This is a genomic window from Kocuria palustris, assembly GCF_016907795.1.
Lineage (GTDB): Bacteria > Actinomycetota > Actinomycetes > Actinomycetales > Micrococcaceae > Kocuria > Kocuria palustris.
In genome coordinates this window covers 276,307-296,113 of sequence record NZ_JAFBCR010000001.1, presented here as the reverse complement: position 1 = coordinate 296,113, position 19,807 = coordinate 276,307, and the positions used below count along the sequence as shown (strand labels likewise).

At 70.6% G+C, this 19,807-nt stretch carries 18 protein-coding genes; 8 read left to right on the top strand and 10 right to left on the bottom strand.

Annotated elements, in window-relative coordinates; translation table 11 throughout:
- Positions 1-27 precede the first annotated feature (27 nt).
- A complete protein-coding gene (locus JOE55_RS01290) occupies positions 28-2,247 on the bottom strand; it encodes a catalase (protein ID WP_204781767.1) in 2,220 nt (739 codons plus the stop codon).
- Positions 2,248-2,482: 235 nt separating this feature from the next.
- Here JOE55_RS01290 and JOE55_RS01285 point away from each other — a divergent pair, with 235 nt between their 5' ends.
- Positions 2,483-3,136: a redoxin domain-containing protein gene (locus JOE55_RS01285; RefSeq protein WP_343884007.1), complete on the top strand. Its 654-nt coding sequence runs from the start codon at positions 2,483-2,485 to the stop codon at positions 3,134-3,136.
- Entirely contained in the window at positions 3,054-3,557 is a 504-nt protein-coding gene (locus tag JOE55_RS01280) for a gluconokinase (protein ID WP_239546364.1), read from the top strand. Before JOE55_RS01285 ends, JOE55_RS01280 begins: the two co-directional genes overlap by 83 nt.
- Positions 3,558-3,620: 63 nt before the next feature.
- Here the strand turns inward: JOE55_RS01280 and dnaE are convergent, their stop codons facing one another.
- The 3 genes from dnaE to JOE55_RS01265 form a co-directional block, all read right to left on the bottom strand.
- On the bottom strand, positions 3,621-7,319 hold the full coding sequence (gene dnaE, locus JOE55_RS01275; RefSeq protein WP_204781765.1) for a DNA polymerase III subunit alpha: 3,699 nt from the start codon (positions 7,317-7,319) through the stop codon (positions 3,621-3,623).
- Positions 7,320-7,384: 65 nt separating this feature from the next.
- Positions 7,385-7,795, bottom strand: coding sequence for a hypothetical protein (locus JOE55_RS01270; RefSeq protein WP_024290424.1), 411 nt, complete (start codon positions 7,793-7,795; stop codon positions 7,385-7,387).
- A gap of 145 nt (positions 7,796-7,940) precedes the next feature.
- Positions 7,941-8,489, bottom strand: coding sequence for a mycothiol transferase (locus JOE55_RS01265; protein WP_204781764.1), 549 nt, complete (start codon positions 8,487-8,489; stop codon positions 7,941-7,943).
- A gap of 107 nt (positions 8,490-8,596) precedes the next feature.
- On the opposite strand from JOE55_RS01265, the gene JOE55_RS01260 reads away from it, so the two are divergent.
- Complete coding sequence (locus JOE55_RS01260; RefSeq protein WP_204781763.1) at positions 8,597-9,568, top strand: WYL domain-containing protein; 972 nt, start codon at positions 8,597-8,599, stop codon at positions 9,566-9,568.
- 116 nt (positions 9,569-9,684) lie between these two features.
- On the top strand, positions 9,685-10,629 hold the full coding sequence (locus JOE55_RS13395; RefSeq protein ID WP_338125387.1) for an SDR family NAD(P)-dependent oxidoreductase: 945 nt from the start codon (positions 9,685-9,687) through the stop codon (positions 10,627-10,629).
- A gap of 61 nt (positions 10,630-10,690) precedes the next feature.
- Here JOE55_RS13395 and JOE55_RS01245 read toward each other — a convergent pair whose 3' ends face one another.
- The 3 genes from JOE55_RS01245 to JOE55_RS01235 are packed head-to-tail and all read right to left on the bottom strand — an operon-like array spanning position 10,691 to position 13,216.
- The gene (locus JOE55_RS01245) at positions 10,691-11,500 is read right to left on the bottom strand and encodes a TrmH family RNA methyltransferase (protein WP_137802448.1); all 810 of its coding nucleotides are present in this window, start codon (positions 11,498-11,500) and stop codon (positions 10,691-10,693) included.
- Between the two features lie 50 nt (positions 11,501-11,550).
- On the bottom strand, positions 11,551-12,417 hold the full coding sequence (locus JOE55_RS01240) for a sulfite exporter TauE/SafE family protein (protein ID WP_204781762.1): 867 nt from the start codon (positions 12,415-12,417) through the stop codon (positions 11,551-11,553).
- Between the two features lie 13 nt (positions 12,418-12,430).
- Positions 12,431-13,216 carry an ABC transporter ATP-binding protein gene (locus JOE55_RS01235; protein ID WP_204781761.1) on the bottom strand — a complete coding sequence of 262 codons (786 nt, stop codon included), beginning with the start codon at positions 13,214-13,216 and terminating at the stop codon, positions 12,431-12,433.
- A 94-nt stretch (positions 13,217-13,310) separates the two neighbouring features.
- On the opposite strand from JOE55_RS01235, the gene serB reads away from it, so the two are divergent.
- The gene (gene serB, locus JOE55_RS01230) at positions 13,311-14,246 is read left to right on the top strand and encodes a phosphoserine phosphatase SerB (RefSeq protein WP_204781760.1); all 936 of its coding nucleotides are present in this window, start codon (positions 13,311-13,313) and stop codon (positions 14,244-14,246) included.
- A 77-nt stretch (positions 14,247-14,323) separates the two neighbouring features.
- Here serB and JOE55_RS01225 read toward each other — a convergent pair whose 3' ends face one another.
- Entirely contained in the window at positions 14,324-15,079 is a 756-nt protein-coding gene (locus tag JOE55_RS01225) for an SDR family oxidoreductase (RefSeq protein WP_204781759.1), read from the bottom strand.
- Between the two features lie 90 nt (positions 15,080-15,169).
- Complete coding sequence (gene fabG, locus JOE55_RS01220; RefSeq protein ID WP_053447397.1) at positions 15,170-15,904, bottom strand: beta-ketoacyl-ACP reductase; 735 nt, start codon at positions 15,902-15,904, stop codon at positions 15,170-15,172.
- 247 nt (positions 15,905-16,151) lie between these two features.
- Between fabG and JOE55_RS01215 the strand changes: the two genes are divergently transcribed.
- From JOE55_RS01215 to JOE55_RS01205, 3 genes are read left to right on the top strand one after another with little or no spacing between them, the layout of a single operon-like run.
- Entirely contained in the window at positions 16,152-16,700 is a 549-nt protein-coding gene (locus JOE55_RS01215) for a DUF3099 domain-containing protein (RefSeq protein ID WP_204781758.1), read from the top strand.
- Between the two features lie 57 nt (positions 16,701-16,757).
- On the top strand, positions 16,758-17,033 hold the full coding sequence (locus JOE55_RS01210; protein ID WP_006213159.1) for a hypothetical protein: 276 nt from the start codon (positions 16,758-16,760) through the stop codon (positions 17,031-17,033).
- Positions 17,030-18,004, top strand: coding sequence for an SURF1 family cytochrome oxidase biogenesis protein (locus JOE55_RS01205; RefSeq protein ID WP_204781757.1), 975 nt, complete (start codon positions 17,030-17,032; stop codon positions 18,002-18,004). The genes JOE55_RS01210 and JOE55_RS01205 overlap by 4 nt, the downstream gene beginning before the upstream one ends.
- Positions 18,005-18,062: 58 nt before the next feature.
- Here JOE55_RS01205 and JOE55_RS01200 read toward each other — a convergent pair whose 3' ends face one another.
- On the bottom strand, positions 18,063-19,661 hold the full coding sequence (locus JOE55_RS01200) for an ATP-binding cassette domain-containing protein (RefSeq protein ID WP_204783161.1): 1,599 nt from the start codon (positions 19,659-19,661) through the stop codon (positions 18,063-18,065).
- Positions 19,662-19,807 lie beyond the last annotated feature (146 nt).

Below are 19,807 nucleotides of genomic sequence, written 5' to 3'. Positions count from 1 at the left end.
GCTCGCACGTGCCGGTGTCCGGAGGACTCAGGCCAGCCTGCCGGTGGTCGGGAAGCGGTCCCATACGCGATGGCGCGTCAGTGCCTCCTTCACGCCGGTGAGCACGCCCTGGGGCGTCTGCGCCACGGTCACGCCGGCGCCGTCGGCCAGGCCCAGGGCCCCCAGGGTGTCGATGCCGGTGCCCCACGCGCCCATGGGCTTGGCCTGGCGCCAGACCTCCTGCAGGAGCAGACTCGCACGCGGATCCACCTCCTGGGGGCTGGGCACCGCGGCCTTGGCGTCCAGGCCCTGGGCGGCATCGGGTCCGGGCAGGGGGTCCGAAGCCACCAGAACCGCATCGAATTCGACCGAGCGAGCCGTGAGCAGCGTGCGCTGGGCGACCACATCCCCGGCTGCGGCGCCTCCGGTGGGGGCGATCACCAGCGGCACCATGCCGGCGCCGTCGATCTCGCGGATCACCTGCGCCAGGGAGTCGCCGTCCACGCGGCTCCCGACCAGGATGCCGATCTGGCGCCCGTCGACCGGCCAGGTCCTCCCCAGCTGCGACAGCGCCGGGGATGGCTGGACGTCCTGGGCGGGCGCCGTCGTGGGTTCCTGCTCGGGCAGGCCGAGGCCCTCAGCCACCGTGCGGCCCAGCTCCGCATCGATCGCCGACAGATGCTGCAGCTGGCGGATGCGCACGTTCTCATCCCAGCACTTGCCGAGCTCGAACATGTATCCCTGCGCGGTGTGCTCGCGCTCGATCTCGCTGAGCGAGAGCCAGAACATCCGGGCCTGACTGAAGTGATCCTCGAAGGACTGCGGGCGGCGACGCTCCTTGACCGATTCCTCGATCGGCTGCGCCACGTCGATGAACGGCCGCTGCGAGTCGGGCGTCTCGAACGGATTGCCCCCGTCCAGCGAATTCGGGCGGTAGGGCGCGACCCCGGAGTGCACGGCGGACTGGTGCATGCCGTCGCGCAGCATGTCGTTGACCGGGGCATGCGGGCGGTTGATCGGCAGCTGGGTCCAGTTCGGCCCGCCCAGCCGTGTGATCTGCGTGTCCAGATAGGAGAACAGCCGCCCCTGCAGGAGCGGGTCGTTCGTCACATCGATGCCTGGGACCAGGTTGTTTGGGTTGAAGGCGACCTGCTCCGTCTCGGCGAAGTAGTTCGAGGGATTGGCCGTGAGCGTCATCAGCCCGACCGCCTCGACGGGGGCAAGCTCCTCCGGCACGAGCTTGGTGGGGTCCAGCAGGTCGATCCCCTGGAAGGTCTCGTCCTCGGTGTCCGGGAAGACCTGGACGCCCAGCTCCCACTGTGGATGTGCTCCGGCCTCGATCGCATCGGCCAGGTCGCGTCGGTGCATGTCGGGATCGGCCCCGTTGATCAGCTGCGCCTCCTCCCACAGCACGGAGTGCACGCCCAGCCTGGGCTTCCAGTGGAACTTCACGAGCGAGGTGGAGCCATCGGCGGCCACGAGGCGGAACGTGTGGACCCCGAAGCCCTCCATCATCCGCAGGGAGCGCGGGATGCCGCGGTCGGCCATGTTCCAGATCGTGTGATGCTGCGCCTCCGTATGGAGGGAGACGAAGTCCCAGAAGGTGTCGTGGGCGGACTGCGCCTGCGGGATCTCCCGATCCGGATGGGGCTTGGCCGCGTGGATGACATCGGGGAACTTGATCGGATCCTGGATGAAGAACACCGGGATGTTGTTTCCCACCAGGTCCCAGGTGCCCTCATCGGTGTAGAACTTCGTGGCGAATCCGCGGGTGTCACGGGCCAGATCCCCCGAGCCGCGTGAGCCGAGCACGGTGGAGAACCGCACGAAGACGGGAGTCTGCTTCCCCTCGGCGAACACCCCGGCGCTGGACAGGCGGGAGGCCGTCCCGTAGGACTCGAAGACGCCGTGGGCACCGGCACCGCGAGCATGGACCACCCGCTCGGGGATGCGCTCGTGATCGAAGTGCGAGACCTTCTCGCGAAAGTGATGGTCCTGCAGGAGCGCGGGTCCGCGGCGCCCCGCCCTCAGGGAGTCCTCGGAGGTGCTCAGGCGGGTCCCGTGCGCGGTGGTGAGGAACTCGCCCTGCTGGGCTCGGGCGCCCTCGGGAGCGCCGGTCTGCTCTCCGGTGGCCGTGCGAGTCTGCGGGGCGGACTGATCGGGCTTGGGAGGCAGCGGGCTGCGCGGCTGGACGGGCTCCTGCGCGGATGCCGGTTCGGAGCCAGGGACCCCTGGCACCTGAGGAAGCTCGGGGCGGTGATCTGACATGGCGGATCCTCCTGACATCGTCGCTGTGCCGGCCGGGGCTGTCGGCCGCCGGCCCGCCTCCTGTCTATCCGTCCGCAGCCTGATAAGTAAGGAGACTGACTGGATTGCCAGGGAATCCGGAGCTGTGGGTGAGGTGCGCCACATAGCCCCCGTGTCGCATGGACTCCGCCTGCGGTCCGTGCCCTTATTGAGAAGTAGTCAGAATAAGCGACGCGCAAGAGGAGCAGAACCATGCATGTCCCTGATCAACACCCAGATCCTTCCCTTCACCACGCAGGCCTTCCACAACGGCGAGTTCGTCGAGGTCAGCCAGGACGACGTCCCGGGCAAGTGGGCGATCTTCTTCATCTACCCCGGTGACTTCACCTTCGTGTGCCCCACCGAGCTGGGCGATCTGGCCGATCACTACGAGCAGCTGCAGGAGATGGGCGTCGAGGTCTACTCGGTGTCCACCGACTCGCACTTCGTGCACAAGGCCTGGCAGGAGACCTCCGAGCACGTCGGCAAGGTCCGCTACTACATGCTCGGCGATTCCACCGGAGACATCACCCGCAACTTTCAGAACATGCGCGAGGGCGTCGGCCAGGCCGACCGCGCCACATTCCTGGTGGACCCCGAGGGCACCATCCAGTACATCGAGCAGACCGCCGAGGGCATCGGCCGCGACGCCTCCGTCCCGCCGGGCCGTAGCCTGGCGGGCGGTCTGCCGCGGGAGGCGACGATGCCCCCGCCGAGCACCGAGGAGAGGAACTTCTGTGATGGTCGCCAACGAGCAAGCTGCCAGGCCCACCCCTGTGGTCGTCGTGATGGGGGTCTCCGGCTCCGGGAAGACGACGATCGGCGCCCTGGTGGCCGATGCCAAGTCCGTGCCGTTCGTGGATGCCGATGACCTGCACCCGATCGACAACGTCAAGAAGATGGCTGCGGGCACGCCCCTGGACGACGAGGACCGCTGGCCCTGGCTCGACATCGTCGGTCGCCGCCTGCAGGAGGCCGAGGAGTCCGGCGAGGGCGTGGTCTTGGCGTGCTCGGCGCTGCGCCGCGTCTACCGCGATCGCATCCGCGCCACCGCTCCCAGCACGATCTTCCTGCACCTGCACGGGTCGCTGGAGGTGCTCACCGCCCGCATCGAGGGCCGCAGCGGGCACTTCATGCCCCCGGCGCTGCTGAGCTCGCAGATGGAGACCCTCGAGGCGCTCACGGACGACGAGACCGGCTACGTCCTGGACATCGGCCAGAGCGTCGAGCAGATGATCGACGAGGCCCTTCCCGCCCTGCAGTCGATCCGCGACGAGATGCCCCGCGGCTGAGCGGATCCGCCTCCGGGCGGCGTCTGCGGCGGCCGCTGGTGCGGTGCAGAACCCGGAGCGTCGTCAGCCGACGCGGCGACGCGGACGGCCCGGCTCCGAGCCGCCTCCCTTCTCGCTGCGCTCCCGAGCGGCAGCCACCTGCTGCTCCAGGTCCGGTCGGGTCAGGGCCCAGGCCTGCAGCGCGGTGATGCTGATCCCCCGCGGGCCGGTGCGTCGGGTGGTCCCGCGCACCAGCAGCAGTCGCGTGCCGAAGAGCACCGGCCCGGACAGACGCTGCGCCTCGTCGAAGAACGCGCAGTCGGCCGTCCCGCTGCCGTCGTCCAGGCTGATGAACACCACGCGGTTCCCGCCGCGCATGGGCGGGGTCATGGTGGAGACCCGCACCCCGGCCACGAGCACCTCGGTCTGCGAGCGCAGCTCCAGCAGGGAGCCGGCGGCGGTGGCGCCCAGGCGGCGCAGCAGCGGGGCGTAGCTGTCGACCAGGTGGGCGGAGACGTCCAGGGCCATGTGGTCGAGCTCGGCGCGCACGGTCTGCTCCGTGCTGGGGTGCGGCAGTCCCGGGACCAGGCTCTTCAGCTCGGGATCCCCCAGAGGCAGCTCGAGCTGCCCGGAGACCTCGCGGCGGACGGCGGACGGGCGGGCGTCGGCTCGGTGGCGCATGGCCTGGACCAGGTCCGCGCGGTTGGCCGCGCTGCCGGAGCTCTCGAGCAGCCCGTCCAGCGCGCCCACCGAGGCCAGGCGCTCGAGCGAGCGCCTGGTCGGTCGGGCCCTGGCGCGCAGGTCCCCGAGCGAGGCATAGGGCTGCCCGGCGACCAGGCGAGCGATCTCGGCCTCCGAGACGCCGCTGAGCTCGCGCAGGGACAGCCGGAGGCCCAGCCGGCGGCGCCCCTGAGCGTCCAGGCCCTCCTCCGGGGCCAGCTCCTCCACGCGGTGGTGGTCATCGGAGCGGTTCACGTCCACGGGCAGCACGGGGATGCCCATGCGTCGGGCCTCCCCCACGAGCAGGCGCTTGGGGTACATGCCGGGGTCGTGCTCCCACACCCCGGCCAGGAAGGCCTCCGGGTGGTGGGCCTTCAGCCACGCGGATTCGTAGGTGGGCACGGCGAAGGCCGCGCCGTGGGCCTTGCAGAAGCCGAACGAGCCGAAGGCCGAGAGGATCTCCCAGACCTGATCGAGCACCGCGGGCTTCCAGTCCCCCTGCGCGCGGGCGGACTCGCGCACGAAGCGCTCCACGGCCGGCTCCTCGGGGCCGCCGAGCTTGCGACGCAGCTCGTCGGCCCGGGCCAGACCGCAGCCGGTCACGGTGTCGAGGATGCGCAGGATCTGCTCGTGGAAGACCGTCACGCCGTGGGTCTCGGCCAGGATCGGGTCCAGGCGCGGGTCGATCGAGGGCACCGTGGCGAAGCCGTGGCGCTGATCCAGGTACGGCCGCACCATGTTCGACTGCATGGGCCCGGGGCGGAACAGGGAGATGTCCACGATCAGGTCGTCGAAGCTCTCCGGGGCCATCTTGCCGATCAGCTCCCGCTGGCCCGGCGACTCGATCTGGAAGCAGCCCAGGGTGTGCGTGGAGCGGATCAGCTCGAAGGTCGCCGGGTCGTCCCGCGGCACCGCCTCCAGATCGATGCGCGGCGGGACGACGGCGGCCTCATCCTCCTCATCGCGACGACGGGCGCGGATCAGCTCGAGACGCTGGATCTCGTCGAGCGCGTAGGTCAGCGTGGACTGCATGCGCACCCCCAGGACGTCGAGCTTGAGCATGCCCATGGGGTCCATGTCGTGCTTGTCGAACTGGCTCATGGGCAGCCCCAGCCCGGAGGCCTGCACGGGAGTGCGCTCCAGCAGGGACTGATCGGAGAGGATCACCCCGCACGGGTGCATGGAGATGTGCCGCGGCAGCCGGTCCAGGCGCTCGGCGACGTCCACCAGCAGGTCCAGCTGCTTGTCCTGGGCGACCTGCTGGGCGAACTCGGCGAGCTCGGGCTTCTCCTCGAGGGCCTCCCGGAACGACGAGGCCGAGAAGCGCCACAGCTGCTTGGCGATCGTGTCCACCTGCCCCGGCTCCATGCCCAGGGCCAGACCGGCGTCGCGGACGGCTCCGCGAGCGCGGTAGGCGTTCTGCATGCTCATCAGCGAGACCCGCTCAGGCCCGAAGCGCTCGAAGATGCGGTCGTAGACCTCGTGGCGCCGGGCGGATTCGACGTCGATGTCGATGTCCGGAAGGGTCGAGCGGTCCCGGGAGAGGAAGCGCTCGAAGATCAGCCCGTGCTCGAGCGGATCCGGCTGGGAGACGCCCAGCAGGTGGTTGACCAGCGAGGAGACGCCCGAGCCGCGGGCGGCCCGACGCACCCCCATCTGCCCGATCATGTCCGAGACCTCGGCGACGGTGAGGAAGTAGGACGCGAAGCCCAGGTGCTCGATGATCGCCAGCTCGTGCTCCAGACGCTCCTGCACCCTCTGCCAGGTCGGTGAGCCGGGGGCGGCCTGCGGGTAGCAGCGGGCCACGGCCGCCTGGCAGCGCTGGCGCAGCTCCCGGGGTGCCGGGGAGCTCAGGCCCAGCACCGAGGCCTCCGGCACGACCGGTCTGCCCCAGCCGCAGTCGGCGACGGCGTCCAGGCGGGTGAGGTCGGCGACCTCGGCGGTGCCGCCCAGCAGCGCCTTCACCCCTGCCGCGCCGAGGTCCGCGCTGCGGGCTGTGTCGCGGGCCAGGTCCTCCATCTGCGCGGCGGGCTTGAGCCAGGCCTGGCCGTTGGGCTGCAGGGACTCGCTGTCAGCCTCCCCCGCTGCCAGCTGGGCCAGCGGGGTCAGGGTGCGGGCGGCGTCCAGGACGTCGGCGGTGGCCGCGTCCTGCGGATCGAGATAGCGCACGGCATTGGAGAGCACGCAGCGCACTCCGGACTCGACGCCCATCCGCAGGGTCCGGGCGGCGTGGCCCGCGCTCCCCGAGGCGCCGGGCTCCGCCAGGTGGTGCACGACCTCCAGGGCCAGCGCCTGCGGGGGCAGCAGCTGCTTCCAGCGAGCCAGGGCCTGCCGAGCGCTGCGATAGCGACGGGCCGCCAGCAGCCTGCCCACATCCGAATCCGGGCCCAGCAGCACGACCAGCCGGACGGGGGCTCCCGCCCTCGCCTCTGTGGCCGTGTCCTCTGCCCCCGGCTCTGCGCTGTGCTTCGTGGACGAGAGGCCGCCACCTGAGGAGCCGGTCCCGGGGTCCCCCAAGGCCCCCGGGACCGCCCGCCGACGCAGCTGCTGCCTGGTGATCCCGGGCAGGAACGAGGCGCTCGGCCCCGACCCGAGCCGCGAGCGCAGCCGCGCAGCGCCTGTCCGGGCGCCTCCGCCGGAGCATCCCCGTGCACTCGCCCCAGCCGCACCGTCACCGGCTGCACCGTCACCGCGCTCACCAGCCGCGGCCCCGCAGGTCTGCTCCGCCCCCTCCACCCGGTGCGCGTCCGAGATCAGCCGGCACAGCGCGGCGTAGCCCTCCCCCGGCGCTGCTCCGGCCCCGGCTCCGGCGGCGAGCACCACCACGCGGTGGAAGCGCTCGCCGTCCGGCTCGCCCACCCGCAGATCGACGCCCAGGATGGGGTCGATGCCCGCAGCCCGGCAGGCGCCCAGATGCTTGACCGCCCCGTAGAGGCCGTCGCGATCCGTGCACCCCAGGGCGTCGGCTCCGTCGGCCGCGGCGGCGGCCACGAGGGCCTCCGGGCGGGCGACGCCGTAGTGCGCGCTGAAGGCCGTGCGCACATGCAGATGGGTGAAGGTCACCCCCGTATTCGAAACTATGTTCGAATCAGAGTCAACTCACCGCAGGCGTCTCACGGGCGTGGGGCTCACGAGGCGGAGTCGAGGGCCCGCAGCTCGCCGATCCTGTCCTCGACCCCGGAGGGCCCCGCCGCCTGCTGAGCGAGGGCCTCCTGGCGCCGCAGGGGCAGATCGATCACCCCGCCTCCGGTCTCTGTGGTGGCCCGCAGCAGACGCCAGCGCCCGGTCTCCATGGTGTGCACGAGCTCCAGGGTGATCAGTGCCGCGCGCGGGCTCAGCCGCACCTGCACGCGCCACATCTCCTGATCGACCACCTCGGTGTCCCGCGGGGCGCGATGTCCATCCACCCACCACGAGCGACGCCGATGCCAGCGCACCGGCTCCTCCGCGACGCTGTGCACCCGCCCCTCCCAGAGCACCCGCACAGGGGCCCCCGACCTCCCGCACTCGACCTCCACGCCCTGCGTCAGCAGCCCCATGATGTCCTCCGCTCTCCCGCGTCCCGCCTGTCCCGATCGCCGTCCGATCGATGCTTCGAAACTAGAAGAGGTGTACGACAGCACAAGACGAATATGACGCTCATGGGAACATCAGTTCCCAGGGCGAGGATGGGGTGCTCGCGCCTCAGGCCTCCCCGTCGGCCGCATCATTGAGCTCGAAGGAGCCCCTCCCGTCCAGCGTCTCCCGGAGAAGGTCCGCGTGCCCCGCATGACGGGCGACCTCGGCCGCGATGTGAGCCAGGCACCACCGCACCTCCCAGTGCGTGACGTCCTCGGGGATCCAGGGCGAGGTCGGGACGGGCACGAGCGCATCCAGCTCGGCGGCCTCGTCGAGGTTCTGCGCGGTGAGGGCCACGTGACGGTCGAACTGCTCCAGGACCTCGCTCAGGGGCCGGGCGTCTGCGATGAGTGAGTCCAAGGACGGGTCCTCCGACAGATCCTCCGGAAGGACGGGCGCCCCGGGCGCCGCAGCCGCGAGCGCGGACCAGTACACCCCCACGGCCGAGGTGTGCAGCAGCAGGCCGGTGAGGTTCAGGACCGAGGCGTTGGGTGCGGCATGGGCCTGCTCATCGCTCAGGTCATGGACGGTGGTGCGCATCTGGGCGAGCTGCTGCAGCGCGTAGGTGCGCAGGACGTCGTGCTCGCCGACGGCGCTCGGGGTCAGGAATCCCATGGTGGTGTCCTCCAGGAGAGCTCATGGCCCGGTGGATCCGGGCGTTGAGCACACTGTTGCTTACACCGAGGACAGATCCTGTCCTCGGGATGAGCGATGATGAGCAGGTGACCGATCCCACCTCCCGAGCCCTCTCCCTGCTCAGGCTTCTGCAGGTGCGCCGCTCCTGGCAGGTGGACGAGCTCGCCGCCGAGCTCGGGGTGACTCCCCGGACGGTGCGCCGCGACATCGCCCGGCTGCGCGAGCTGGGCTACACCGTGAACTCCGGCGGCGGCCTCTACGGCGGATACCACCTGGGTCAAGGCGGCCTGCTGCCTCCGCTGGCGCTCGACCTGGACCAGGCCGTGGCCGTCGCGCTCGCCCTGACCGACGCCGCCGCAGCCGGAGGAGCACATGCGGACGCGGCTCTGCAGGCGCTGCACCTTCTCCAGGAGATCGTGCCTCCTCGGGTGAGGCGCCGACTGCGGGGGCTCAGCGAAGCCTCCGAGGCAGGGATCCCCCACCGCACCGCCGATGCCGCTGCCATCGACCCGAAGTCACTGCTGCACTGCATGGATGCCATCCAGCAGCGGCTCATGCTCGGCTTCGCCTACACGGATCGTCACGGCCAGCGCACGGACAGGCGCGTGGAGCCGCACTGGCTGGTGCCGGTGCGAGGGAGATGGATGCTGGTGGCCTACGACCCCGCACGGGAGGACTGGCGCACCTTCAGCTTCGACCGGCTGAGCGAGCCGGAGATCCTCCTGCGGCACTGCACGCCGCGTCCCGGCCTGAATGAAGTGCTGGCGCGTCTCGACGAGCCCACGCCGCCCACCGCCTGGCGGCATCAGGTCGTCGTGCTGATCCACGCACCGCTCGGCGAGGTCGTGGCGACCATGCCCCGCCTGGCAGGGCACCTGCAGCCCGTCGGGGAGTCCGAGACCGAGTTCCGCACCGGCGCCGAGGATCCCGACGACGCGGCGAGGTGGCTGAGCACGCTGCGGCAGGACTTCACCGTGCTGGGCGATGAGGAGGTTCACCAGGCCATGAGGCGTCTGTCCGACCGCCTGGGGCGCAGCGTCGCGGACTCGACCGGATGAGGCTCAGCGCGGGATGAAGGGGGTCCTCCCAGGACCTTCCATCGATCTGGCGCAAGGACCGGTTCTACACGGGGCACCGCGGCTCGTTCAGCTACTTCGACGTCGAGGCCCACATCGTGGAGCTGATCCCGAACAGCGCCAGCGACGCCTTCAAGGCGCACCTGCGCTCCGTCGGGGCCTCCTATCTCATCGCCGGCGAGGAGACGCTGGACATGGAGATCGCGGTGCGCCGGATCGGAGAGGTCTTCGGCGTGGACGAGCTGATCCTGGGCGGCGGCGGGACCCTGAACTGGTCCATGGCCCGCGACGGGCTGTGCGATGAGGTCAGCATCGTGATGATGCCGCTGGCCGACGGCGAGACCGACACGGCCTCCCTGTTCGAGGCCAGCGGCGAGCACTCCAGCCCGCTGCCGATCGGCTTCGCGCTCAAGGGAGTCGAGCCCGGTCGCCCAGGAGCAGTCATGACCCGCATCCTGATCACAGGATCGACCACCGGCGTGGGCCGCTCCACGGCTGCGGCACTGCTGGAGGGCGGCCACGACGTCGTCGTCCACGCCCGCTCCCAGGAGCGGCTGGCGGCGGTCGAGGACCTGCTCGACGCCGGTGTCGCGAGCGTCGTGGGCGATCTCGGCGATCCCGAGCAAATGCGCGGGATCGCCGGGCAGGCCCAGCGGATCGGCTCGCTGGATGCGGTGATCCACAATGCCGGGATCATCGCCGGGCCCGCCCTGCTGCCGGTCAACGTGGTGGCGCCCTACCTGCTCACCGCGCTGATGGCCGCGGTGGCGCGGCTGCGCCCGGACGTGCACGCAAATGCCGTCGATCCCGGCTGGGTGCCCACTCGCATGGGCGGCCCCGACGCCGCTGAGGACCTCGATCTGGCCCATGTCACCCAGGCCTGGCTGGCGACGACCCAGGACCCCGAGGCGCTGAGCTCCGGCGGGTACTGGCATCACGGGCGCGTGGAGCAGACCCATCCGGCAGTGCACGACGAGCGCTTCCAGCACGAGCTGATCACCGCGCTCGCCGAGCACACGGGAACGCATCTGCGCAACAGCTGAGCGTCGCTGGTCCGTGGAGGCCGCGGCCGGTCAGGATGCCGCAGTGCCGACCGGAGGCGGCTCAGGCCGGCCGCGTCTCCCAGAAGGCCACCGCAGACGCCGCGGCCACGTTCAGCGAGTCCACCCCGTGGGACATCGGGATCCGCACGGTGAGATCGGCGTGGTGGATGGCCGGCGGCGTGAGTCCGTGGCCCTCGGTGCCCAGCAGCAGGGCGAGCCTCTCCCCCGATTCCCGCACGCGGGTGCCGAGCTCGTCGAGGGCCAGAGAGTCGTCCTCGAGCGCCATGGCGGCGGTGAGGAAGCCTGCGTCCTTGACCTGCTGCAGATCCGCCGTCCAGTGCTCCAGTCGCACCCACGGGACCTGGAAGACGGTGCCCATGGAGACCCGGATCGCCCGGCGGTAGAGCGGATCGGCGCAGCGCGGGGTCACCAGCACGGCATCGACCTGCAGGGCTGCCGCCGAGCGGAAGATCGCCCCCAGGTTGGTGTGATCGACCACGTCCTCCACGATCGCCACGCGCTGCGACGAGGCCAGCACCGAGGCCAGCGGCAGCGGCTCCGGGCGCTGCATGGCCGCCAGCGCCCCGCGGTGCAGGTGGAAACCGGTGACGCCCTCGAGCACCTCGTCCTCCCCCACATAAAGAGGGACCTCGGGGTGGGCGTCGAGCACATCGGCCAGATCGAGCACCCACTTGCGGGACATGAAGAACGACCGCGGCTGATGCCCCGCCGCAAGCGCCCGGCGCAGCACCTTGGAGGACTCCGCCAGGTACATCCCGCGCTCGGGCTCGAGCTTGCGCCGCAGCGAAACATCCGTCAGCGAGGTGTAGTCGGCCACCCGAGGATCGGCCGGATCTCTCAGGACTGTCAGCTGCGGGAACCGCGCGCCGAGCTCGTCGAAAGACGGGGGGATCTGCTGGCTCACAGCACCTGCCTCACCATGTTGGCCAGGGCGGCCAGCCCCAGGATGACGATCACCGTGCGCAGAGCCACCGGAGAGAGCCGGCGGCCCACCTTGGCGCCCAGCCACGAGCCGACCGACGACGAGATCGCGATCAGCACCACGACCCACCAGTCGATGCGCTCGAAGGAGAAGAGGATGTAGGACACGGCGGCCACGATGTTCACCGCGGCCACCAGGAAGATCTTCACGGCGTTGGCCGACTGCATGGACGCCAGCAGGAACACGCCCAGGATCCCCAGCAGCAGCACGCCCTGCGCGGCCACGAAGTAGCCGCCGTAGATGCCCGCGATGAAGACCAGCACGTAGAGGATCGACGGCTGCGGCAGGGAGTTCGGATCCAGCTGTGCCGGCTCCTCGCCGTGGGCCCGGGCGGCGTCAGCGATCTCCTGAGCCTGAGCCTCCTTCCGCTGCCGCACGATCCCCTGCAGTCGGGGCTGGAAGACCACGAAGAACAGAGCGACGACGATCAGCGCCGGCGCCACATAGGAGAAGACCTCCTCGGGCAGCACCATGAGCAGCCCGGCGCCTATCGCGCCGCCGATGATGGAGCACGGCAGCAGCTTCAGCAGGGTCCCGCGCAGGCCGCGCAGCTCGGCGCGGTAGTTCCACGCACCGGTGAGGTTCCCGGCGATCAGCCCCATGGCATTCGACATGGTCGCTGTCACCGGCGGCACGCCCATGGTGACCAGCACGGGGAAGGTCACCAGAGTGCCGGAGCCCACGATCGTGTTGATCAGACCGGCCCACACCCCGGCCACGAGGATCAGCCCCGCCTGCCACCAGGTGAACTCGAACGACTCGAGCAGCCCGGACATCCACTCCATCGAGAGGACCGGATCAGTCGCGGCGGAACGCGGCGAAGCGATCGCCCACGCGCACGAGCTTCAGCGGCATGCCGAAGGTCTCCGAGAGGTTGGACTGCGTCATGACCTCGCCCACCGGTCCAGCGGCGACCACGCGGCCCTCGCTGAGCAGCAGGGCGTGCGTGAAGTTCGGGGGCACCTCCTCGAGGTGATGGGTCACCATCACCACGGCAGGCGCCAGCTCGGAGGCGGCCAGCTCGTCGAGCCGCGTCACGAGGTCCTCGCGCCCGGCCACATCCAGTCCGGAAGCGGGCTCGTCGAGCAGCAGGATCTCGGGGTCGGTCATCAGGGCGCGGGCGATCAGCACCCGCTTCTTCTCCCCGGAGGACAGCGAGCCGAACTTCCGATCGGCCAGTCCCTGAAGGTTCCAGTCCGACAGCAGCTGTGCGGCGCGCTCGGTGTCGGCCTCGTCGTAGTGCTCGCGCCAGCGCCCGGCCACGCCGTAGGCGGCCGTGAGGACGACGTCGGCGACGGTCTCCCCGCCGGGGATCTGATCCGCCAGGTGCGAAGAGGTCAGGCCGATCCGCGGACGCAGCTCGAACACGTCCACCCGGCCCAGGGTCTCGTCGAGGATCTCGACGGTGCCGCGGGTGGGGTGCTGGCGGGCGGAGGCCAGGGAGAGCAGGGTGGACTTGCCGGCGCCGTTGGGCCCCAGGACCACCCAGCGCTCGCTGTCCTGCACGGACCAGCTCACCTGCTCCAGCAGGTTCTTCCCGCTGCGGACGAGATCGACATCGGTCATCGACAGGGCTGCGCTCATGACGGCCACTCTATCCCGCGGGCACGTGCGAGGGCGCGAGCCGCATCGGTCATCGATGCCGGAAGCGAAGCCCACTGCCGCTAGACTCGCCGCCATGACCGAGCAACTCGCCCTGATCGCCCTGGCACGGACACCGCATCCGGAGACCGTCGGGCAGATCATGGAGACCATCGAGGAGGCCGGGGGCGACATCGAGTCCCACGGCCGCGTCCGCGTCACGCCCAGCGCCTCCGGCGGCGGCTCGGCTGATGGAGACCTCAACGGCTACAACGCCGCCTACGCGAAGTTCACGGGCCTGACCCTGGACGAGGCTCGCCGGATCGTGCGGCCTGATCCCCTCTCGTCCCTGTGGGACGACGTCGACGTCAGCGTCGTCCCCGCCTCGATCCTGGATCCCGAGCGCCGCAAGCTGCTCGTCATGGACATGGACTCCACCTTCATCCAGCAGGAGGTCATCGACCTGCTGGCCGCCAAGGCAGGAGTGCAGGACCACGTCGCCGATATCACCGAGCGCACCATGCGCGGGGAGCTCGACTTCGCCGCGTCGCTGCGCGAGCGCGTCGCCCTGCTGGAGGGCCTGCCGGACTCCGTGATCGGCGAGGTCGCCCAGGAGCTGCGTCCCACGGTGGGCGCTGCCGTGCTGGTCGAGACCTTCCACCGCGCCGAGTGGACCGTGGGCGTCGTCTCCGGCGGCTTCCGCCAGGTGCTCGAGCCGCTGGTGGCCAAGCACGAGATCGACCACTACCTGGCCAATGAGCTGGAGGTCGTGGACGGTCGCCTGACCGGACGCATCCTGGGCCCCATCGTGGACGCCTCGGTGAAGGCCTCGATGCTGCGCGCCTGGGCCGAATCGGACGGAGTCGCTGCCGATCAGACCATCGCCGTGGGCGACGGCGCGAACGACATCCAGCTGCTGGAGGCCGCCGCGGTGGGCATCGCGTTCAACGCCAAGCCCGTGCTGCGCGAGGTCGCCGACGCCCAGATCAACATCCCCAACCTGGATGCGGTGCGCTTCTTCGCCGACCTCTGAGGTCCCCCTGCACGACGACGGCGGCGCCGAGCTCAGTGAGCTCGGCGCCGCCGTCGTCGTGTGTCGAAGGTGCTGGATCAGCCCTGCGACTGGGCCAGGAAGTCCTCGGCCCCGCCCACGAGCTCCACATGCCCGGTGGGGACGTCGGCGGTGACCATGGCGGCGATCTCCTGAGCGAACTCCTGGACCGTGTAGAGACGTCCGGCGGACTCGCGGCGCTGATCAAGGGCCCCGGGGCGGGCGCGATTGAGCAGCGTGGCGGTGACGGTGCCCTCGATCATGTCCGCGGAGACCACGACGAAGTCGATGCCCTTCTCGGAGAGCATGGGGATCCGCTCGGTGAGCGCGTCCTCGCCGGCGCGCTTGGACAGCGCCACCTGCTCGTACTCGGGCATGGTCTCGACCTCGCGGATGAAGTGCGCCTGGTGGCTGGTCACGAACACCACGCGACCGCCCTGGGGCAGCGCCTCGGCCGCGGTCTCCAGAGCGCGGACCTGGGCGTCGCGGTTCAGGCGCATGGCGTAGTCCTCGCCGAGGTCCGACTCCATGCCGCCCGAGGCGTTGAGGATCACGACGTCGACGGACCCGAAGCTGTCCTGTGCAGCCTGCAGCAGCGGGCTGATGCCCTGATCATCGGTGAGGTCGGCGCCCACGGCCACGGCCTTGCCGCCGGCCTCCTCGATCAGCTGCACGACCTTGTTGGCGCGCGGGGCCTTCTGCCGGTAGTTCACGACGACGTTCGCGCCCTGTCCGGCGAGGATCTTAGCGGTGTCGGCGCCGACGCCGCGCGAGGATCCGGTGATGACGACAGTCTTGCCTGCCACTGAGTCCATGGTGCTCTCCTGTGCTCGCTGCTGCTGGATGTCTGCGACCGCTCGAGGGCCTCAGATGCTGTGTCGGGTGCGTCCGGGAAGGCGGAGGCCTCAGACGCCCATGCCGAAGCCGCCGTCGACCGGGATCACGGCTCCGTTGATGTAGGCGGCCCCGGAGGAGGTGGCCAGCCAGCGCACGACCTCGGCGACCTCCTCGGGCTCGCCGAAGCGGTTGGCCGGGATGCGCTCGGCGTAGCCGGCCGAGACGTCTTCGGGAAGCTCCGCAGTCATGTCGGTGCGGATGTAGCCCGGGGCCACGACGTTGGCGGTGATGCCACGGCCGCCGAGCTCGCGGGTGATGGAGCGGGCCATGCCCTGGAGCCCGGCCTTGGAGGACGCGTAGTTGACCTGCCCCGGACCGCCCGTGTAGCCGACGATCGAGGAGATGAACACGATGCGCCCGGCCTTCTTCTTGAGGAAGCCGCGGGTCGCGCGCTTGGAGACCCGGAAGGCCCCGGTGAGGTTGGTGTTCACCACGGAGGTGAAGTCCTCCTCGCTCATGCGCATGAGCAGGGTGTCCTGCGTGATCCCCGCGTTGGCCACCACGACGTCCACGGGGCCCCAGGTCTTCTCGATCTCGGTGAAGGCCGCGTCCACGGACTCGGTGTCGGAGACGTCGCAGCGCACGGCGTCGACGCCCTCCGGAGCCTCGCCCGAGCGGTAGGTCACGACGACCTGATCGCCCTGGGCACGGAAGGCCTCCGCGATGCTGCGTCCGATGCCTCGGTTGCCGCCGGTCACCAGGACCACTCGCGGAGTCTGCGCGTCCTGCGTCTGAGCTGTCATGTGGTGTCGAGCCTTTCGAAGCGGAAGAAGTCCAGCGACACATTACCGGCCGGCGTCCGCCGATCCGTGGTGGAGCATCTCAGAGATTCCCCGTTCCGGCTTGTGCCGATCAGCAGTCAGCCGCCCGGCCCGAGGCTGTCAGGGCGCGGGTGCACAATGGTGGGATGCCGTCGGGCGGCTGATCCGACGGCCGCGGCGCACCGGGTTCCTGCTGCGCCGTCTGAACGCGGCGGAAGGAGCTGAGGACATGACGCCCCGATACCTCAACCCCTCCGACCTCGCCGCCATGCAGGCCTCGGCCGAGCGGGCGCGCGCCCGCTCCCGCGCCGTCGAGCCCCAGGCCGCCCCGCCCTCGGGATCACGCGGGAAGCGTCGGGGGAAGGACGCGGACTCCTACTCGATCACCTCCACCCCGGAGGCCCACTCGGCGGACATGGGCCGGCGCATGGTCGTCTACGGCATCCAGATGCTGCTGCGCGTGGTCTGCCTGATCGCGTTCGTGCTCGTGGACCACTGGATTCTGCGCATCGTGTGCGGGCTGGGCATCATCGTGCTTCCCTGGTCGGCCGTGCTGCTGGCCAATGTGGGCGCGGACCGCACCGAGCGCTCGTCGTCGTACATGGCCCCTGATCCGGAGCCGGCCCCCGTCCAGCTGACCGCCGAGCCCGCGAGCGATTCCGATGCGGAGACGATCGACGGCGAGTGGAGCGAGGACACCGAGCGCATGCTCGAATCCGGCCGGGGCCGCTCCGCTGCCGGAATGCAGGACAATGGAACGGGCGGCCGATCCGGCTGAGACCCGCCCGCGCCGCCTGCGAACCACTTCACCAGACCACCAGGAGTCCTCTCCCCCATGTCCTTCGATCTGCTCGGCTCGCTGTCCGACGGCCCCCGGGAGCCCCGGGAGGCCGCTTCGGCGGATCAGGACGGCGCGGCCCCTCAGTGCTCGCGCCGCGGCTGCCGTCAGGCCGCCGTGTGGGTGCTCGAGTGGAACAATCCCCGCGTCCACGCCCCTCAGCGGCGCAAGCGCTGGGTGGCCTGCCAGGAGCACCGGCAGCACCTCGGCGAGTTCTTGGACGCTCGCGGCTTCCTGCTCGAGATCCGACCGCTGTCAGAGGTGCAGGCATGAGGCGGTTCCTGCAGACCTACTCGTTCCTGCTCTCCGGGCGCTGGATCGGCTGGTTCATCGTCTGCTGCCTGGGCGCGGCCCTGTGCCTGTACCTGGGCAACTGGCAGTACGACCGCGCCGAGCAGATCGATCACAGCAACCAGCTGATCATCGACAACTACGACGCCGATCCCCTCACCGGCCAGGAGGCCCTGTCCGCCTTCGAGGACTACGACGGCTCCCAGCGGTGGCACCCGGTGCAGCTGCGCGGGGAGTACCTCACGGAGGACACCGTCCTGGCTCGCAACCGGACCTCCGAGGGGCAGATCGGCTACGAGGTCCTGGTGCCGCTGCGCACGCAGCAGGGTGCCGTCGTGCTGATCAGCCGCGGCTGGATCCCCACGTCCGAGACCGGCGACGGCAGCCCCTCCGAGGTCCCGGAGGCTCCCGCCGGCCAGGTCGAGGTCACCGCCCGCGTGCAGCCCTCGGAGGGCACGCCCGAGCGCACCGCTCCCGAGGGCCAGGTCGCCTCGATCCACCTGCCGGACGTGGAGGAGGTCTCCGGCGTGGATCTCGTGGACCAGGCCTACGGGCAGATGATGGCGGAGGACCCTGCCGCGCAGACGCGGCCGGCCGGATTCGCCGAGCCGGACCTGGACTACGGGCCGCAGCTGTCGTACTCGATGCAGTGGTCGGCCTTCGCGCTGCTGGCCTTCGTGGCCTACGGCTACTCGGCGCGCCAGAAGGTCCGCAACGACGCCTGGGACCGCGACTACGCCGCCCGGATCGAGACCGAGCTGGCCCAGTACTACGACGCCGAGGGCCGCTTCATCGGCATCGGCGACGGACGCACCGAGGAGGACCTCATGCGCCAGCTCGAGATGGTCGACGACATGCCGGCGCATCTGCGCGATCTGACCCGGCCCAAGCGCCGCAAGCGCTTCGGGGTGCAGGACGCCGCCGAGGAGGATGCCGCCCTGGACGTGCGCTGAGGCTCGCTCGCAGCGGCTGCCCGGCTCCCGCAGTGCCCTGGAGCCGGGACCGCGAGGCTCAGGCCAGCGAGATGAGGTCCTGGTACTCCTGCGACCAGTGGTCCTCGATGCCGTCGGGAAGCATGACCACGCGCTCCGGGTTCAGCGCCTCCACAGCTCCCTCGTCGTGGGAGACCAGGACCACGGCACCCTCGTAGCGGCGCAGCGCGGCCAGGATCTCCTCGCGGGAGGCCGGATCCAGGTTGTTGGTGGGCTCATCGAGCAGCAGCACGTTGGCCGAGGAAGCCACCAGAGTGGCCAGGGCCAGCCGGGTCTTCTCACCGCCGGAGAGCACGCCGGCGGGCTTGTCGACGTCGTCGCCCTGGAACAGGAACGAGCCGAGCACGGTGCGGGCCTGGGTGTCGGTGAGCTCCGGGGCCGCCGTCTTCATGTTCTGCAGGACCGTGCGGTCCTGATCCAGGGTGTCGTGCTCCTGGGCGAAGTAGCCGAGCTTCAGGCCGTGGCCGGGCTCGACCTGCCCGAAGTCCGGCTCGGCCACGCCGGCCAGCATGCGCAGCAGCGTGGTCTTGCCCGCGCCGTTGAGGCCCAGGATCACCACGCGTGAGCCGCGGTCGATGGCCAGGTCGACGTCGTTGAAGATCTCGAGCGAGCCGTAGGACTTGGACAGCCCGGAGGCCCGCAGAGGGGTCTTGCCGCAGGGCGCCGGTGCCGGGAAGCGGATCGCGGCGACCTTGTCCTGGACGCGCTCGCCCTCCACGCTGGCCATCAGCCGCTCGGCGCGCTTGAGCATCTGCTGCGCCGCCACGGCCTTGGTCGCCTTGGCGCGCATCTTCTCGCCCTGGGCCTTCAGTGCCGAGGCCTTCTTCTCCGCGTTGGCGTACTCCCGCCTGCGGCGGTGCTCGTCCTGCTCGCGCTGGGCCTTGTAGCGCTTCCAGTCCATGTTGTAGACATCCACGACCGCCCGATTGGCGTCGAGGTAGAGGACCTTGTTGACCACCATCTCCATGAGCTCGACGTCGTGGGAGATCACCAGGACGCCGCCGGAGTAGCTGCGCAGGAACTCCCGAAGCCAGGCCACCGAATCTGCGTCGAGGTGGTTGGTGGGCTCGTCGAGCAGCATCGTGTCGGCGTCCGAGAACAGGATGCGGGCCAGCTCCACGCGTCGGCGCTGACCGCCCGAGAGCGTGCGCAGCGGCTGGTTGAGCACGCGGTCCGGAAGGTCCAGGTTCGCGGTGATCGTGGCGGCCTCGGACTCGGCCGCGTAGCCGCCGCCGGCCTGGAACTCGGTCTCCAGGCGGGGGTAGCGCTTCATGGCCCGGTCCCGCACGGTCTCGTCCTCGGAGGCCATCTCCTCCTCGGCCGTGCGCATGCGGGCGATGACCTCAGCAAGGCCGCGCGCGGAGAAGATCCGGTCGCGGGCCAGCTGCTCCATGTCCTCGACCTTGGGATCCTGCGGGAGGTAGCCGATCGTGCCGCTGCGGGTCACGGTGCCTCCGGCCGGGATGCCCTCGCCGGCCAGCACGCGGGTCATGGTCGTCTTGCCGGCGCCGTTGCGCCCGACCAGGCCGACCTTGTCGCCCTTCTGCACCCGGAAGTCCACGTCGTCCATCAGCAGCCGGGCTCCGGCTCGCAGTTCGAGGTTCGACACGGTGATCACTTCAGGCACGGCCTTTCGACGGGGGCGGCCGCCGTCGGCGGACGGCGGAACCGATGCAGTCTAGCCGGGAGCCTTCCCGGGCGCTGTCAGCTGGGACACCGCTGCCCGGATCGATCGGACCGGCGACGCGCCCCCGCGCCCGGTCG